Below are 14,445 nucleotides of genomic sequence, written 5' to 3'. Positions count from 1 at the left end.
GCTCGTGACCTTCCGCCCGTTTCTTCCCTGTTGGTCCGGTCAGGTCACGGCTGCCAGTCTGCCGTTCACCCCGGGCGTGCCACTAGGGGGAGTCTACGGGCCGCACTCCTGGAAGCGGCGGCGGATGCGTGTCAGGTCACCCCCGTACCGCGGGGCAGACGGCCGGCTGCGCGGGCGTCGCCGGCCAACACCCGGCGCACAGCGGAGAGTAGACCGAACGCCCTCGGCTCACCCCCGGTACGACACGGGCCACTCAGGCCGCCCGCTCGGACAGCAGGCTCAAGCCGCCCGCTCGGACCGCGCACTCAGGAGGACATCCGGGGCAGCGCCGGAACGAGGCTGTTCCACCGCGCCACCTCACAGCCGTTGGTCCGGCTGAACCGGGCGTCGACCTTCCGGCCCTGCCAGGTGCCGGTCACACGAGCCGTCGCCGGGCCGCCGTAGATCATCGTGCATGTGGCACCCGCCGCCACCGGCTTGAACGGGTCACGGCCCTGGGAGGTCGCCCGATCGAGCGCCGCGCACGCCCGGCTCGGAGCGGCGTGCCTGCCCCCTGGGGGGTGACAGCGGAGCGTGTACGACCCGTCGTGCGCCGCCCTACCGCTGTGGGTGACGGTGAAAGTGAGCTTGTCGCGGGGCCGGACAGCGGCGGTGGTCCCACCGGCGGTGGCCGACGGGCCGGTGATTGCCGACGGCTCGGCGGCCACCGCCTCCGGCGCCCCGAGGAGCGAGAGCAGGCCGGCCGCCGTGGAGGTGACCATGGTGAGGGTGAGGAGCGGGCGGACGCGGAAGGCTACGGGCGCGGTACGACGCGGCATGACTGACTCCAGAGGCTCGAGAGCACACCCCGCCGGGACAGGCTGGACGGGGGCGGCCTTCGTGATGGGAGGGAGACGGGGGCGCCGCGAGTACGCCCCCTCTTCTTCAACGCCGCTCCGCCCCCACCGTTGCGCGGGCGGACCCGTCCGGGCGCAGCGCACCCCCGTACGGCCGCACCGACGCCCCCCGCGACCGTCCCGCCCCCCCGCGACCGTCCCCACCGCCGCTGACCGGCGCCGAGCCGCCCGCCCGCCTGCCCCGGGCCCAGACGGGCCCAGGCGGGTCACCCGGGCCGCCGGGGCCACCCGGGGACCCGGGGCCGACTTCGCCGAGGCAGCCCCCAGGCCGACCCGCCCGATGGCGGCGGCGCTGCCGGGCCGCCGCGCTAACGCTTTGCCCAGGGGTCCGCGGACCGAGTACGGTAGGGGCCGATTGGAGACAGCCCCCAGGGTTGTGCCATCATCAGCACACACTTTGCCGCCCTCCGGGCGTCCCGAGTGTGTCTGGAGGCTTCGCCTAGTCTGGTCTATGGCGCCGCACTGCTAATGCGGTTTGGGGTGACCCCCCATCCCGGGTTCAAATCCCGGAGCCTCCGCTCACGATCTCCGGATCCAGGATCGTCCACGGATCTCAAGATCACCGAAGCCCCGGCCCGTCCGGGGCTTCTCTCGTTCCACCCCGTCCCCCTGATCCCGCTGCGCGGCACCCTTACCATGGCGTTTTCGCAGGTCACAGGGGGTGACCCAAACGGATTTCACCTCGGCGCGCAGGTCATGTAATGTTGTTCCCGCAACGCCGACCGGCAGAAAACCGCCGGAGAGCAAGCGCTCGTAGCTTAACGGATAGAGCATCTGACTACGGATCAGAAGGTTGCAGGTTCGAATCCTGCCGAGCGCGCAGCAGCTCAGAGGCCCCTTCCAAGTGTTGGAAGGGGCCTCTGGCGTTGGTATTGACATCAGCGCTGACATCAACCGGCTGAGCGTAAGTGATCAGACCGCGACAGGAACGCCGCTCGTGCCGTCATCGTCGTCGCCCTCGTTCGCGTCGCGCAGGGCGTCGCCCACTCGGTCGAAGGCAGACCGCTGGGAGTCGAGTCGCACGAAGGTGTAGACGTCCATCGTCACGCGGATCGAACTGTGCCCGAGTACTTCCATGATCATCCGTGCGGCTCGTCGCGGTCTGCGGGCCGGTCCCGCCATCGCCAGAGCGCCGGCCGGGGCTACGCGGAGGCGTCTGCGGGTCAAAGATCAGGACTTTGGAAGCGTGGCTGATGCCGGAGGGTGGCTGAGGGGGCCACGTGCAGGTGCTCGGACGCCTCTCCCGCCGTCGTGGCTGACTTCCTGTGGCTGAGGCATGAGGGGCACTCGGTTGGCGTCCCGTTGTAGGTCGGCTCCCCGTGTGGCGCACCGGCTCAAGTCCCTTCTCGTCTCGCTGTGTACAGCCGGACCGAGGTAGCAACGACGCCGGGTGGTGCCGGGGAAGCGGGGCGGGGTACTAGTCCGCACTCGGGAGGTGGCGTAGGAACCATGCGGTCAGGCCGGCGTCCACTTTGCGCGCCGGTGGCAGTTGGGGGGCGGGCTCGATGCCGGGCTCGTCGGCGAGCGGATGCGCCAACCCGGGGATCGACAGCAGTTCGGACCGTTCCCCCAGCGCGTCGACGAGGTGCAACGCGTCGGCGCGCAGCGCAGGGTGGTCCGACTCGCCGCTGACGACGAGCAGCGGCGCGCGACCGGCGATGGCGGGCGCCTTGGTGACGAAGTCGAGGGAGTCGACCACCTTCTCGGAGTCGGCGTCGTAGGGGTAGTCGCCCGGGAACAGGTCCACGACCGACCGTATCCGGACGGCGGCGTTCACGACGGCGCCGGCGAAGACCGGAGTGCCGGTCTCGGCAAGGACCCGTAGCGCGACGGCTCCGCCAAGGGAGCCGCCGAGCACACCGATCGGGCCGTCACCGACCGGCAACTGGGCACGCAGCGATGCCAGCGCGGCCGGGAACTCCTCGGCCGCCTGCTGAACGAACGGGGCCAGGAAGGACATCAGGGGGTCCCGCTGGAAGAGTTCCACGATCGCGTCCGTACGGCCGTCGACCATCCGAGCCCCGCACATCGGCATCCCGAGGTGCACCCGCCACGCGGGCAGACCGTTCATCGGCAGCGCGGCAGCGAACGCGGCGTCCGACCTCGGCGCGTCCAGCATGTGCCAGGTGACGATCAGCGGCGCGGCGCCGTTGTCGGCCGGGGGCAGCGCGGTGAACGGCACGCCGGCGGCTGTTCCCGTGAGCGGTGAGTCCATACGGCCACCGTAGGTGTGCTGCCGCGCACCTGGCGTCGGTTATCGCCCCCAGCAGAACCGGCCCGGCCCGGCCCGGTCCCCGGATCTGGTCTCTGACGGGCGCCCACCGAGACCGCTTTGGTCCTTGGTTCCTTCCGCCGCCGTGCCAACGGTGACTGGAACTTCGTCCCGGGAGGCGAGGGGTACCGGGGCGGCCTGGAGGAACTGGTCCAGGACCACGGCATCGAAGTGGCCTGACTCACCCGGGCGGTGACATCTGAGGGCCACCGCCACCGTTCAGCAGAGGGGGCGGCTTTTGCGGGGCCGGCTCATCGGCTGAGTCTCAGGATGCGGGGTGGGGAGACATGGCCGTCGGACAGGACGTGGGACTCCACGAGGGCGGTGAGGTCTGCCGGGAGGGAGCGGTTCGCGCCCTCGGTCGTGAGCCAGCGGGCCGCTGCGAGGGTGCCGTAGGTGGACCAACCGCACAGCAGGACGACGCGAGCTGCGGGGTTGAAGGGATTGGGGGCGCGGATCACCACCCCCAGGTCCCGGGTGACGCCGCCGTCCGCCGCGTCCCCCTCATAGGGAGTGCCGTCCCAGACGATCCTCCCGCCGCCGGTGCGGAACGGGAGGGAGTCCGCCATGGCTGTCAGCAGGCGGCCCGCGATTTCGTTGGTCTTCGGACCGCCGAGGACGAGGAGGTCGCCCTCCAGGGCGGGGCCCGGCAGGTGAGCGGAGAGGTGGAGCTTTTCCAGATCCAGGTCACGATAGGCGAGGTGCAGACTCGGCACGAGGAGGGAGAGCGCGCGGACCTGGCCCAGTCCGGAGACGGGGCGCCGATAGCGGCCGGTGTCCACATGGTCGGTGTCGACGACTGTTGAGAGCTCGGCGGCCTTCTCGAAGCGCCAGATGCGGCGGGCAGGCAGGCGGCGGGCCAGCAACCAGCGCGTCAGCCCCACCAGCCCGGTGAGCGCGGCGGCGACGAGCGCGCTCACCAGCTCCGATCCCACTGCCTCCAGCATGCTGTCCACCCCTTGCCCCTTGCCCTCTGCCCCTTGCCCTTTGCGGTCGATTCGGGCCCGTCGTCGGCCGCCGTTCAGTCGTGGATGCCCAGGTCCTCGCGCATCAGTCGGCGCATGGCGGCCAGTTCTCGGTCGCCCTCGGTGGTGAGGGTGAGGCGTACCGAGTCGGGGGTCTCCCCGTCGCGGGCACGGCCGCGGTCGAGGCGTTTGACGGCGGCGTCGGCTCCGGCGAGGACGCGGTTGACCGCGCGGGAGGCGTCCAGGATGTGTTCGGGCACGATCATCTGGGCCTCCGCGTAGCGGTCGCGGTAGTCGAGGCGGGCCTCTTCCAGTGCGGCGCGCTCGTGGTCGGTGTAGACGTCGTCGCGGAGCCGGTGCAGGGCGTCCTTGAGGAGGGTGCTGAACTGGCGTGAGGCGCGGTTCATGGCGGTGTAGGCGGCGCGGCGCTCCTCCAGGCGGCGCAGCCGATCGGCCTCGGCCCGCTCCTCGACCCGTTGCCGCGCCGTGATGCGTTGGGTGAGTACGGGAGCGAACAGGGTGCCCAGGACGCCGACGACGGCCGTGATCATCGCTGCTATGACTGCGCTCACCCGTGGCAGCCTAGGTCTTTCCCACCCGTGGGCGCCCAGGTCTTTCTCAGAGCATTCACAGGTCTCGGCAAGCCTCCTCTCACCCGGGCGTTCGAGGGTGGGCGCATGAGCGGGAGCGGAAGCAGGAATGGGACGGGCGCGGCCTCGGTGCCGCGGGGTACGGGAAGTACGGGGCGCGTGTACGGGGCGCGCACGAGGGGCGAGCGCACCTCGCGCGGGTGCGTGCATCGGTCCGGCCGGCGGCTGCGGCCCGAGGGGTTGCTCGTCGTCGGGGACCTGGTGTTGGACGAGGAGACCGGCGAGGTGTGGCGGGGCGGCGACCGGATACGGCTGACCGGCACCGAGTTCGAGCTGCTGCGCTTTTTGATGCGCAACCCGCGCAGAGTGCTCAGCAAGGCGCAGATCCTCGACCGGGTGTGGAACTACGACGTGGGGCGGCAGGCCAACCTGGTGGAGCTCTACATCTCGTATCTGCGGCGGAAGATCGATGTGGGCCGGGAGCGGATGATCCACACCCGGCGCGGGGCGGGTTATGTCTTCAAGCCCGGGGAGGGCGTGGGCGGCGTGGACAGGCGGAGGGACGGGTCGGATACGGATTAGCATCGAGGGGTGACGGTCTGTGAGGCACCTCGGCCGTTGCCACCCCGTTCCGTCTCTCCGACCGGCCTTCGGAGCCGGCCCCGAAGGAGCGCGTGCCATGAGTGACGGCAGCCGCACGAGTCGGATGCGCAGGACCAGCGTGTGGCTCGAGGAGAGGACCGGGACCCGTCGTAGAGCCGCCGGGAGCGGTCAGACCGAGGGGCTGGACCGGGAGAAGATCACGGCAGCTGCCGTACGGCTCCTGGACACCGAGGGGCTGGCGAAGTTCTCCATGCGTCGGCTGGCCGCCCATCTGGGGGTGACCGCGATGTCGGTGTACTGGTACGTCGATCGCAAGGACGATCTGTTGGAGCTGGCCCTGGACGCCGTCGAGGGCGAGTTGGAGGTGCCGGACGCGGATGCCGAGGACGTCGACTGGCGCGACCAGCTGCGGCAGTCCGCCTACGCACTGCGCGGACTGTTGCGCCGTCACCCATGGGCGTCGGGCACGCTGGGCAGCTTCTTGAACGTCGGGCCGAGCGCGATGTCGTTCCAACTGGGGGTGCGCCGCGTACTGCTGCGCTCCGGGCTGCCCGAGCAGCAGGCGGACGGTGCGCTGGCGGCGTTGTTCTCGTTCGTGTACGGGCACGCCGCCGTGGAGGCCAGTTGGCACCGGCGCTGCAGTGAGGCGGGTGTCAGCTCGCAGGACTGTGTCGACGCGCTGCGCTCGACCGTCGGCGTGCGCCCCGAGTACGCGGAGTGCGGCGACGGTGGGGAGGGCGTACGCGCGGAGGCCGTACGCCCGGTCGAGCAGCGGGACTTCGGCGTCGCGCTGGACTGCGTCGTCGCCGGGATCGAGGCCATGGCACGGTACGGGCGCGGCGCGGCCCCGTGGGACCGCGCCGCGCCCGTGATTCCGCCCCAGCCTCCGGCCCCCGAGGACCGCTGAGTGCTCCCGGGGCCGCTTTGAGTGTTCCTAGGGCCTGGGCATCGCTGAGTGCTCCTGGGATCGCTGAGCCGTCGTCAGAACGGCAGTGACTCCCCTTGGACCGCCTGGACGTCCAGGTCCACCTTGAGTGTCGTACCGACGGCCGCGATCCCCGCAGCGACGACCTGGTTGTAGTTCATCGCGAAGTCGGAGCGCCGCAGTTCGGTCGTGGCGTGGAAGGAGGCGCGCAGCCCGCCCCACGGGTCGGGGCCGCTGCCCAGATAGGTGAGGTCCAGGTCGACCTCGCACACCACGCCGTGCATCCCGAGGTGACCGCGCACCGTCCACCGGTCGGGCCCTGCCACGTCGACACCGGTGCTCCGGTAGGTGATGTCGGGGTAGGACTCGATGTTGAGGAAGTCGCTGGAGCGCAGGTGCTGGTCGCGCATGGAGTTGCCGGTGTTGATGGACTCGGCCTTGATGACGGCCTCGACGGACGACTTCTCCGGGTCCTGGGCGATCTCGATGCGGCCGCCGAAGTCGGTGAACCGGCCGTGGACGCTGGTCATCCCCAGGTGTTGCGCGGTCGCGGCGATCGTGGAGTGCATCGGGTCGATGGTCCACGGCCCCGGCGGCGGCAGCTCCACGCCACCCTGCCGGGCCAGCACCAGAGTGCCCAGGTCCGCGCGTCCGGAGGCGGTGACCATCGCCGTGGAGGCGGCCGGTGCGTAGCCGACGGCCGTGGCGATGACGGTGTACGCGCCCGGGGGCAGCGGCTCCCCGCCGCGCACGATGCCCTCGTCGTCGGCCTCGACGCGCCGCACCTGGGTGCCGGTCATATCGGTGACGGTCAGCACGGCGTGCTGCACCGCCCAGCCGTCCCGGGTGCGCACCCGCGCCCGCACGCCGTCCTGGCGGGCCCCGCCGCCGGTCGTCCCGCCACCGGTCCCGCCGGTCCCGCCGACCCCGCCGGTCCCACCAGCGCCTGCGACGCCGCCCGGGTCCGCTCCGCTTGCCCCGCCTGTCATCTCTTTCCAGCTCCTTCTCACATACGACGGCCCCGGCCTCGCCTACGACGGGCCCCGGCGCCTCGGCGGCGGGCCGTCCCTTGCCCGCACTCGCTCAATGCGTTTCCGGGCCGCCGGGGCCCTTCCCCGAACCGGACCCGACGGCGCGCGCTCCGCTCGACTCGCACGCCGTCAGGACCGGGGGGTCACTCGTCCGGGTGGTGCAACTCGATGTCGTACGCGTCCACTCCGGATCCGGTCACCTGCAGCGCGTTCGCCTGGGGCGGGTAGCCGCTGGCTATGACCGAGTAGTCGCCGGCGTCCAGGTCGGTGAAGGCGTAGGCGCCGTCCTCACCGGTGGTGGACGTGGCGATGACGTTGCCCGCCGCGTCCACGAGCGTGACGCGCGCGTCCGGCAGCGGCCTGCCGTGTCCGCCGGCCCGTACGGTACCGGTCACCCGGGCGCCCGCCGCCAGATCGACGTCGAGCCGGGTGGTGCCCTGGCCCTGCACCTCGACCGGGACCGCGGTGGGCCGGTAGCCGTTGGCGTTCACGGCCAGCGTGAAGCTGCCGGTGACCAGCTCGTCGAACCGGTACTCGCCCGCCTCGCCGGTGATGCCGGTGGCCACCACCTCACCCCGGACGTCCGTGACGACGACCATCGCGCCGTGCACCGGGGCGCCGTCGGCCATCCCGCGCACCTGGCCCGCCAGGCCGCTGGTGCCCGAGAGCAGCAGATCGTGGCTGAGGGGTTCCTCGCCGACCACGACCGTGGACGCCTGCGGCTGGTGGCCGTCGGCCGCCGCGATCAGGACGTAGGAGCCGGGCCCTGGTGCGTCCAGCGTGTAGGAGCCGTCCGCGTGGGCGACGGAGCGGCCGAGCTGGCGCCCGCTGAGCGAGATCAGCGTGACGGCCGCGCGGGCGACGCCGATGCCGTCGGCATTGCGGACGGTGCCGTAGACCCCGTGGCCGCTGGTCGGTGTCGGGGCCGGGGACTGGGCTGTGGCCATGGCTGCGTACTCCCTGAGCTGCTGAGTGTCGCCCCCCGTGGATGATGCCCCCGGCATCGGGGCCTCGGCTGCCGAGAGCGCCTCGGTCGCCGAGGCGGGGGACCCGGTCGCCGCTGCCTTCGCGGTCGCCCCGCCGGTTGCGGCGGCCTCGCTCGCCTGGTTCGCGGCGGTGGTCCGCAGCGGCACCTCCCGGATGAACAGCACACACACCAGCGCCAGCAGGGCGACCGGCGCCGCGTACAGGTAGATGTCGCCGATGCCGTGGCCGTAGGCGCTCTCCACGACGGTACGGACGGGCGCGGGCAGCTTGTCCAGGTCCGGCAGCGAGCTGCCGCCCCCACCCGTGGCGCTGCCGCCGGGCTTGATGCCGAGCTTGGTGAAACCGTCCTCCATGTAGTGGGTGATCCGGTTGGAGAGCACGGCGCCGAGCGCCGAGACGCCGACCGCACCGCCCAGCGAGCGGAAGAAGTTGACGGTGGAGCTGGCTGCTCCCAGATCGTTGGCCGCCACCTGGTTCTGGGTGGCGAGCACCAGGTTCTGCATCATCATGCCGACGCCGAGGCCGAGCAGCGCCATGAAGATCGACATGTGCCAGTACTCGGTGTCGTACCGCAGCGTGCCCAGCAGGCCCATGCCCGCCGCCATCAGCACACCGCCGGCGATCAGGAACTTCTTCCACTTGCCGGTACGGGTGATGATCTGGCCGGAGACGGTGGTGGAGACGAACAGCCCGGCGATCATCGGGATGGTCATGACCCCGGCCATCGTCGGCGACTTGCCGCGCGCCAGCTGGAAGTACTGGCTGAGGAAGACCGTCGCGCCGAACATCGCGATACCGACGAACAGCGAGGCGACCGAGGCCAGCGTGATCGTGCCGTTGCGGAACAGCCGCAGCGGGATGATCGGCTCCTTGGCCTTCGACTCGACGAGCACGAAGATCAGCCCGAGCACCACGGCTCCGCCGACCATCGTGTAGGTCTGCCAGGACACCCAGTCGTACTTGTCACCCGCGAAGGTGACCCACAGCAGCAGGGTGCAGGCCGCGGCGGCGATGAAGAACGCGCCGGCCCAGTCCACCTTGACGCCCGGCCGCTTGACGACGGGCAGGTGCAGCGTCTTCTGCAGGACGATCAGCGCGATGACGGCGAACGGGACGCCGACGTAGAAGCACCAGCGCCAGCCGAGCCAGCTGGTGTCGGTGATCACGCCGCCGAGCAGCGGGCCGCCGACGGTGGCGATGGCGAAGGTGGCGCCGAGGTAGCCGCTGTACCGGCCGCGCTCCCGCGGGGAGATCATCGCGGCCATGATGATCTGGGCCAGCGCCGACAGTCCGCCCATACCGATGCCCTGGGCGACACGGAAGGAGATGAGCATCCCCGGGTTCTGCGACAGACCGGCGCCCGCCGAGGCCAGTACGAAGACGACCAGGGCTATCTGCACCAGCAGCTTCTTGCTGGCGAGGTCGGCCAGCTTGCCCCACAGCGGGGTCGTCGCGGTCATCGCCAGCAGTGAGGCGGTGACGACCCAGGTGTAGGAGCTCTGGCTGCCGTTGAGATCGGAGATGATCTTGGGGAGCGCCGTGGAGACGATCGTCGACGACAGGATGGCGACGAACATACCGAGCAGCAGCCCGGAGAGCGCCTCCATGATCTGCCGGTGCGTCATCGGGGGCGTGCTCCCGGATGCCGCCGCGGCGGCGGGGTCCGCGCCCGGGGCCACCGTGGACCCGGCAGCCTGTGCCTGGCCCTGGGGGGCCGTCCGGGCGCGGGCGGCACCGGAGTGGCCTGACGATGCGGCGTGTGCCGCGTGCCGGGCCCCGCCGCCGGTCCCCTGCGCGGCGTCATGGGACCCCCCAACCGGTGGCTGGGATCGGGTTGTTGCCATTCGGCGTCCTTCTAACTCAGTGGTGCGGTCGTTTTCGTCTCGTGGGGCAGCCCGCCGCGGGCGCGGCAGTCCCCGAAGCTCGTACGGAGCCGGCTGAGCAGCGTGTTGAGCTGGGCGACGTCCTCGTCGCTCCAGTCGTGCAGGTGGGCGGCGAGCACCTCGATCGTGTGTGCCGAGAGGTCCGCCAGGAACCGCTCGCCGCTCGGGCTGATCCGCAGCAGTCGGGATCGGCCGTCCTGCGGGTCAGGGCGCCGTTCGATCCAGCCGCGGTCGGCGACGTGGGTGACGTGTCGGCTGGTGACCGACATGTCGATCGCCATCAGCTCGGCCAGTCGGCTGGTGCGCATCTCCCCGTGCTTGTCCAGGAGCATCAGTACGGCCGCCGAGGCGGGCGGACACTCCGCGGGGAGACCGCGCGCCATCTCTCGTTTGACGGCGCCGATGGCGCTGATCTGCCGGGCCAGCTCCTCGTACTGACTGCGTTCGGCCATCTGCACCCCATGAACTTGTTGCTTAGGGCAACCATAAAGATTGTTGGTTGCTGTAGGCAAATTGATTTCGGGCAAGCCAGGCAAACTCTGAGCAAAGAGTGAGGACCCGTGGAGGCGGCACGGGAACGTGTGTGAGCGAGCGCACAGCGCCCGCCGGGGCGTGGCTGTGCCATCCGGGGGACGGTTCGCTAGGGTCCTGGGACATGGCTCACAACCCGCAGGCGCCGCAGGGTCCGGACGGACAGGGACACCCCGACCCGGCAGGCAGCACCCAGATGTTCCGCGCCTTTGTCGACGAGGGCACCACTCGGCCCGGCAGCAGGCAGGCGCCCGCTCCGGCCTCGGCCGGACCGCGGATCGGCGTGATCGTCGGAGTCGTCGTCGTGCTCGTCGTCCTGGCCGGTGTCGCCTGGCTCGCCTTCTCCTGACGGCGACGGGGTCCGACCTGCTCGGGCCCCGGACGCCGCCCGAAGGACCGACCGGCGTCCTTGAACGGCCCCGGGAGAGGCCCTGACCTGGGGACGGGTCCCGGCTACTTCCAGCCGGACAGCCGTACCTCACGGGTCTCGACGTGCATGCCCAGGGGCACCCGCCAGGCGTCCACGCACACCGTCCAGGTCTTCTCCTTCTTCTCCCCGGCCCTGATCGGTACGGGGAGCGCACGTGTGCTCTCGCGGGTGGCCCAGTCGACGCCCAGCGCGCCGATGATGTGCGTACCGAAGGTGACCTTGCCTCCGGTGACCGTACGGCCTCCGGAGTTGGTGAAGCGGACGGTCACCTTCTCGCACCACCGGTCCTCGGTCTTCGCCCGCTGCGGCTCGCTCGCCGTCAGCGCGGCCGGGCCGCTCGGCGTGCTCGGGGAGCCGGGTGCACCCGGGCCGGAGCCGCCGCCGTTGCCGGAGCCGGGCGATGCGCCGGTCGAGCCGTCCGGGCCGGTCGAGTCCTTGGAGCCGCCGCCCGGGCCTCCCGAGCCCTCCGAGCCTGATGGAGCGGAACCGGACGCTTCCGTGGCGCCGCCGTCGGTGCCGGCGCCGTCGTCCGCGTCCGCCGTGCCTCCCGTACGCCCGTCGCCGGCGCCCCCGCGCGCGCCCTTCGTGCTGCCGTCGGCCTCGCGGGCGGCGTCGCCACCCTTCCCGTCGCCGTCGCCGGGCAACGGCACCATCCGTACCTTGTCGTCCGGGCGTGCGGGACCGGCACCGTCGCCGCTGCGTCCCGACGGGTCCGCCGCGCCGACCGCCACATAGCCGTCGTCCCCGCCTGAGCCGCAGCCCGCGACCAGCGGTGCCCCGAGACATACGAGAGCCGCCGAGGCGGCTAACCGGCTGCCTCGACGGCTTCGTGCGGTGCTCTCCTGGCTTCGCATGGCGACAGTGTCACTGACGCCTCGTCAGAAGTGAACCCTCTGTGGGCGAACCCGGGTGTCCCAGCCCCGGTCCATTCCGCTGTCCCTGGCCTTGTCCCTGGCCGCACCCCTCTCCGTGTTCCGGTGGCTCCCCGAGCAGGCGTCCCGCCCGGTGTGCCTCTCGACGTCCGTCGCGGTACCGCTGTCGGTCCGGCCGTCGGTGCCGCTGTCGGTCCGGCTTCCGGCCTGGCTGTCGGTTCCGCTTCCGGTCCTGCTGTCGGTGTCCTTGTCGGTGTCCCCCGCCGCACTCCGCCCCCGTCTCGGTCAGTCTTCCGCGATCAGCCCCTCGCGCAGCTGTGCGAGCGTGCGCGTCAGCAGTCGGGAGACGTGCATCTGCGAGATGCCGACCTCCTCGCCGATCTGCGACTGCGTCATGTTCGCGAAGAAGCGCAGCATGATGATCTGGCGCTCCCGCGGCGGGAGCTTGGCCAGCAGCGGCTTCAGGGACTCGCGGTACTCGACGCCCTCCAGCGCGCTGTCCTCGTAGCCGAGCCGGTCGGCGAGCGAGCCCTCGCCGCCGTCCTCCTCCAGCGCCGGTGAGTCCAGCGAGGAGGCGGTGTAGGCGTTGCCGACGGCCAGCCCGTCGACCACGTCCTCCTCGGAGACGCCGAGGCAGCTCGCGAGTTCGGTGACGGTCGGGGAACGGTCCAGGGTCTGCGACAGCTCGTCGCTCGCCTTCGTCAGCGCGAGCCGCAGTTCCTGGAGGCGGCGCGGCACCCGCACCGACCACGAGGTGTCGCGGAAGAAGCGCTTGATCTCCCCGACCACGGTCGGCATCGCGAACGTCGGGAACTCCACGCCGCGTTCGCAGTCGAACCGGTCGATCGCCTTGATCAGCCCGATGGTGCCGACCTGGACGATGTCCTCCATCGGCTCGTTCCTGCTGCGGAAGCGGGCCGCGGCGTAGCGGACGAGCGGCAGGTTCAGCTCGATGAGGGTGTCTCGTACATACATCCGCTCAGCCGTGTTGGCCGTCCCCGGCGACTCGGCCGCGGCCTTGTCGAGCGCGGCGAGCCGCAGGAAGAGGGAGCGGGAGAGCGTGCGGGTGTCGAGCGTGTCGCTGTCGGGCACCACTGCGGCCCCGGCGAGCTCCGCCGGCGCGGCGCCCGCGAGGTCTTCCGGCGCCACCTCGTCGAGCACCGGTGACACGCTGCCTGGCTCAGTGGGCCCGGGAGGAGCCCCCGGGGTCGGGGACGTGTTCTCGGCGAGCACCTTGGAGCTGCCCAGTTCTACGGACATGCCACCCCCTTGAGGTCGCGGACGGTCGCTGCGGCGCCCTCGGCTCTGAGGGAAGCACCTCCCCCTCCATACCGGGCACGCCACTGCGGCAAACGCAGCTCTTGCAGAATGTCACAAGTAGGCAACGCGACGTAGCCTCATGTCGATAAAACTGCACAGTTGAGGGCGGTGATGCGGAAGTTGAGGTCGCTCGAACCGGTTACGCGTCGATTCGATTTGCGGCTCGCAGCCGGGCGAAGCTGCGCGAGAGCAGCCGCGACACATGCATCTGCGAGACGCCGAGCTCGGCGCTGATCTGGGACTGCGTCAGATTCCGGTAGTACCGAAGCAGCAGGATCCGCTGCTCGCGCTCGGGCAGTTGTACGAGCAGATGGCGGACGAGGTCACGGTGTTCGACCCCGTCGAGCTCCGGGTCCTCGTAACCGAGCCGGTCCAGCAGCCCCGGCATCCCGTCCTCGCGTTCCTGGGCCGCCTCCAACGAGGTGGCCCGGTAGGCCCGTCCGGCCTCGATGCAGGCCAGCACTTCCTCTTCGGAGATCTTCAGCCGCTCGGCGATCTCGGCGGTGGTCGGGGACCGCCCGTGCAATGTCGTCAGATCCTCGGTGGCGCCGCTGACCTGCACCCACATCTCGTGCAGCCGGCGCGGAACATGCACGGTGCGGACGTTGTCGCGGAAGTAGCGGCGGATCTCACCGACGATCGTCGGCATCGCGAAGGTGGGGAACTGCACCCCGCGCTCGGCGTCGAACCGGTCGATCGCGTTGATCAGCCCGATGGTGCCGACCTGGACCACGTCCTCCATCGGCTCGTTCCTGCTGCGGAAGCGCGCCGCGACGTACCGCACGAGCGGCAGATTGGCCTCGATGAGGGCGGCACGGATGCGCTCGTGTTCGGCGGAGCCGGGCTCGTGCCGAGCGAGCTGTTCGAAGAGGGACTGCGTCAGCGCCCGGGTCCGCGCGGCCCGTTCCCGCTGCGCCTCGGCGGGGGAGGAGGCTGGTTCGGCGTCGCCGGAGGGAGTCTGGGTGGGGGTACGGGTCCCGTCCACTCAGCCACCACCCCTTACGGTGCAGATCTGTCTGGTCGATCGCTTCGACTGCTGCGCTTGCTTTGCCTGCTTCGCGGCGTGCTTCGGCTGCTGTGCCCGCTGGGCCCCGAGCCGCGCTGTGCAAGCGGGCACGATTCATCAGCCAAAAAGCGGTC

The 14,445-nt window shown here is 71.1% G+C and carries 12 protein-coding genes, 2 tRNA genes and 3 pseudogenes; 6 read left to right on the top strand and 11 right to left on the bottom strand.

From position 1 onward, the window contains the following. Nucleotides 1–305: 305 nt before the first annotated feature. The gene (locus KBY19_RS00220; RefSeq protein ID WP_099882597.1) at nt 306–818 is read right to left on the bottom strand and encodes an SSI family serine proteinase inhibitor; all 513 of its coding nucleotides are present in this window, start codon (nt 816–818) and stop codon (nt 306–308) included. A 506-nt stretch (nt 819–1,324) separates the two neighbouring features. Here KBY19_RS00220 and KBY19_RS00215 point away from each other — a divergent pair. Beyond that, nucleotides 1,325–1,414, top strand: a tRNA-Ser gene (locus tag KBY19_RS00215). A gap of 229 nt (nt 1,415–1,643) precedes the next feature. Then, nucleotides 1,644–1,716 (top strand) — tRNA-Arg (locus tag KBY19_RS00210). Nucleotides 1,717–1,808: 92 nt separating this feature from the next. On the opposite strand, the pseudogene KBY19_RS00205 reads toward KBY19_RS00210, so the two are convergent. Together KBY19_RS00205 and KBY19_RS00200 are read right to left on the bottom strand one after the other, a co-directional pair. Next, a pseudogene (locus KBY19_RS00205) lies at nt 1,809–1,988 on the bottom strand (site-specific integrase); the annotation flags it as partial. A 325-nt stretch (nt 1,989–2,313) separates the two neighbouring features. Further along, complete coding sequence (locus KBY19_RS00200) at nt 2,314–3,111, bottom strand: S9 family peptidase (RefSeq protein WP_210964854.1); 798 nt, start codon at nt 3,109–3,111, stop codon at nt 2,314–2,316. 102 nt (nt 3,112–3,213) lie between these two features. Here KBY19_RS00200 and KBY19_RS00195 point away from each other — a divergent pair. Further along, nucleotides 3,214–3,348: pseudogene (locus KBY19_RS00195) on the top strand (TerD family protein); the annotation flags it as partial. Nucleotides 3,349–3,419: 71 nt separating this feature from the next. Here KBY19_RS00195 and KBY19_RS00190 read toward each other — a convergent pair. Continuing rightward, nucleotides 3,420–4,115: a hypothetical protein gene (locus KBY19_RS00190; protein WP_143674894.1), complete on the bottom strand. Its 696-nt coding sequence runs from the start codon at nt 4,113–4,115 to the stop codon at nt 3,420–3,422. 74 nt (nt 4,116–4,189) lie between these two features. Further along, nucleotides 4,190–4,705, bottom strand: coding sequence for a hypothetical protein (locus KBY19_RS00185; RefSeq protein ID WP_210964853.1), 516 nt, complete (start codon nt 4,703–4,705; stop codon nt 4,190–4,192). Nucleotides 4,706–4,966: 261 nt separating this feature from the next. Here KBY19_RS00185 and KBY19_RS00180 point away from each other — a divergent pair. Both KBY19_RS00180 and KBY19_RS00175 read left to right on the top strand, forming a co-directional pair. Next, nucleotides 4,967–5,305: pseudogene (locus KBY19_RS00180) on the top strand (winged helix-turn-helix domain-containing protein); the annotation flags it as partial. A gap of 97 nt (nt 5,306–5,402) precedes the next feature. Further along, nucleotides 5,403–6,233 carry a TetR/AcrR family transcriptional regulator gene (locus KBY19_RS00175; RefSeq protein WP_210964852.1) on the top strand — a complete coding sequence of 277 codons (831 nt, stop codon included), beginning with the start codon at nt 5,403–5,405 and terminating at the stop codon, nt 6,231–6,233. 74 nt (nt 6,234–6,307) lie between these two features. On the opposite strand, the gene KBY19_RS00170 is transcribed toward KBY19_RS00175, so the two are convergent. The 3 genes from KBY19_RS00170 to KBY19_RS00160 all read right to left on the bottom strand — a co-directional run bounded on the left by KBY19_RS00170 (nt 6,308) and on the right by KBY19_RS00160 (nt 10,604). Further along, entirely contained in the window at nt 6,308–7,240 is a 933-nt protein-coding gene (locus KBY19_RS00170) for a YceI family protein (protein ID WP_210964851.1), read from the bottom strand. A 185-nt stretch (nt 7,241–7,425) separates the two neighbouring features. Next, entirely contained in the window at nt 7,426–9,894 is a 2,469-nt protein-coding gene (locus KBY19_RS00165; protein WP_210957325.1) for an MFS transporter, read from the bottom strand. A 230-nt stretch (nt 9,895–10,124) separates the two neighbouring features. Further along, nucleotides 10,125–10,604 carry a MarR family winged helix-turn-helix transcriptional regulator gene (locus KBY19_RS00160; RefSeq protein WP_099886621.1) on the bottom strand — a complete coding sequence of 160 codons (480 nt, stop codon included), beginning with the start codon at nt 10,602–10,604 and terminating at the stop codon, nt 10,125–10,127. Nucleotides 10,605–10,807: 203 nt separating this feature from the next. Here KBY19_RS00160 and KBY19_RS00155 point away from each other — a divergent pair, with 203 nt between their 5' ends. After that, nucleotides 10,808–11,032, top strand: coding sequence for a hypothetical protein (locus KBY19_RS00155; protein ID WP_180289687.1), 225 nt, complete (start codon nt 10,808–10,810; stop codon nt 11,030–11,032). Between the two features lie 104 nt (nt 11,033–11,136). On the opposite strand, the gene KBY19_RS00150 is transcribed toward KBY19_RS00155, so the two are convergent. The 3 genes from KBY19_RS00150 to KBY19_RS00140 form a co-directional block, all read right to left on the bottom strand. Next, entirely contained in the window at nt 11,137–11,967 is an 831-nt protein-coding gene (locus tag KBY19_RS00150; RefSeq protein WP_210957324.1) for a hypothetical protein, read from the bottom strand. 303 nt (nt 11,968–12,270) lie between these two features. Continuing rightward, complete coding sequence (locus KBY19_RS00145) at nt 12,271–13,245, bottom strand: RNA polymerase sigma factor SigF (RefSeq protein WP_185017549.1); 975 nt, start codon at nt 13,243–13,245, stop codon at nt 12,271–12,273. 199 nt (nt 13,246–13,444) lie between these two features. Continuing rightward, nucleotides 13,445–14,290 (bottom strand): RNA polymerase sigma factor SigF, encoded by an 846-nt coding sequence (locus tag KBY19_RS00140; protein ID WP_099882573.1) that lies wholly within the window; start codon nt 14,288–14,290, stop codon nt 13,445–13,447. Between the last annotated feature and the right edge of the window lie 155 nt (nt 14,291–14,445).

Source organism: Streptomyces sp. B15 (genome assembly GCF_018070605.1).
GTDB classification, from domain to species: domain Bacteria; phylum Actinomycetota; class Actinomycetes; order Streptomycetales; family Streptomycetaceae; genus Streptomyces; species Streptomyces smyrnaeus.
Note: the sequence above shows the minus strand (reverse complement) of the source record. Positions and strands in the feature narration are given on the sequence as shown.

What these genes read in the sequence shown, in the direction of transcription:
- KBY19_RS00220 (WP_099882597.1), bottom strand. Translation starts at nt 818, where the DNA reads ATGCCGCGTCGTACCGCGCCCGTAGCCTTCCGCGTCCGCCCGCTCCTC.
- KBY19_RS00200 (WP_210964854.1), bottom strand. Translation starts at nt 3,111, where the DNA reads ATGGACTCACCGCTCACGGGAACAGCCGCCGGCGTGCCGTTCACCGCG.
- KBY19_RS00190 (WP_143674894.1), bottom strand. Translation starts at nt 4,115, where the DNA reads ATGCTGGAGGCAGTGGGATCGGAGCTGGTGAGCGCGCTCGTCGCCGCC.
- KBY19_RS00175 (WP_210964852.1), top strand. Translation starts at nt 5,403, where the DNA reads ATGAGTGACGGCAGCCGCACGAGTCGGATGCGCAGGACCAGCGTGTGG.
- KBY19_RS00170 (WP_210964851.1), bottom strand. Translation starts at nt 7,240, where the DNA reads ATGACAGGCGGGGCAAGCGGAGCGGACCCGGGCGGCGTCGCAGGCGCT.
- KBY19_RS00165 (WP_210957325.1), bottom strand. Translation starts at nt 9,894, where the DNA reads ATGACGCACCGGCAGATCATGGAGGCGCTCTCCGGGCTGCTGCTCGGT.
- KBY19_RS00160 (WP_099886621.1), bottom strand. Translation starts at nt 10,604, where the DNA reads ATGGCCGAACGCAGTCAGTACGAGGAGCTGGCCCGGCAGATCAGCGCC.
- KBY19_RS00155 (WP_180289687.1), top strand. Translation starts at nt 10,808, where the DNA reads ATGGCTCACAACCCGCAGGCGCCGCAGGGTCCGGACGGACAGGGACAC.
- KBY19_RS00150 (WP_210957324.1), bottom strand. Translation starts at nt 11,967, where the DNA reads ATGCGAAGCCAGGAGAGCACCGCACGAAGCCGTCGAGGCAGCCGGTTA.
- KBY19_RS00145 (WP_185017549.1), bottom strand. Translation starts at nt 13,245, where the DNA reads ATGTCCGTAGAACTGGGCAGCTCCAAGGTGCTCGCCGAGAACACGTCC.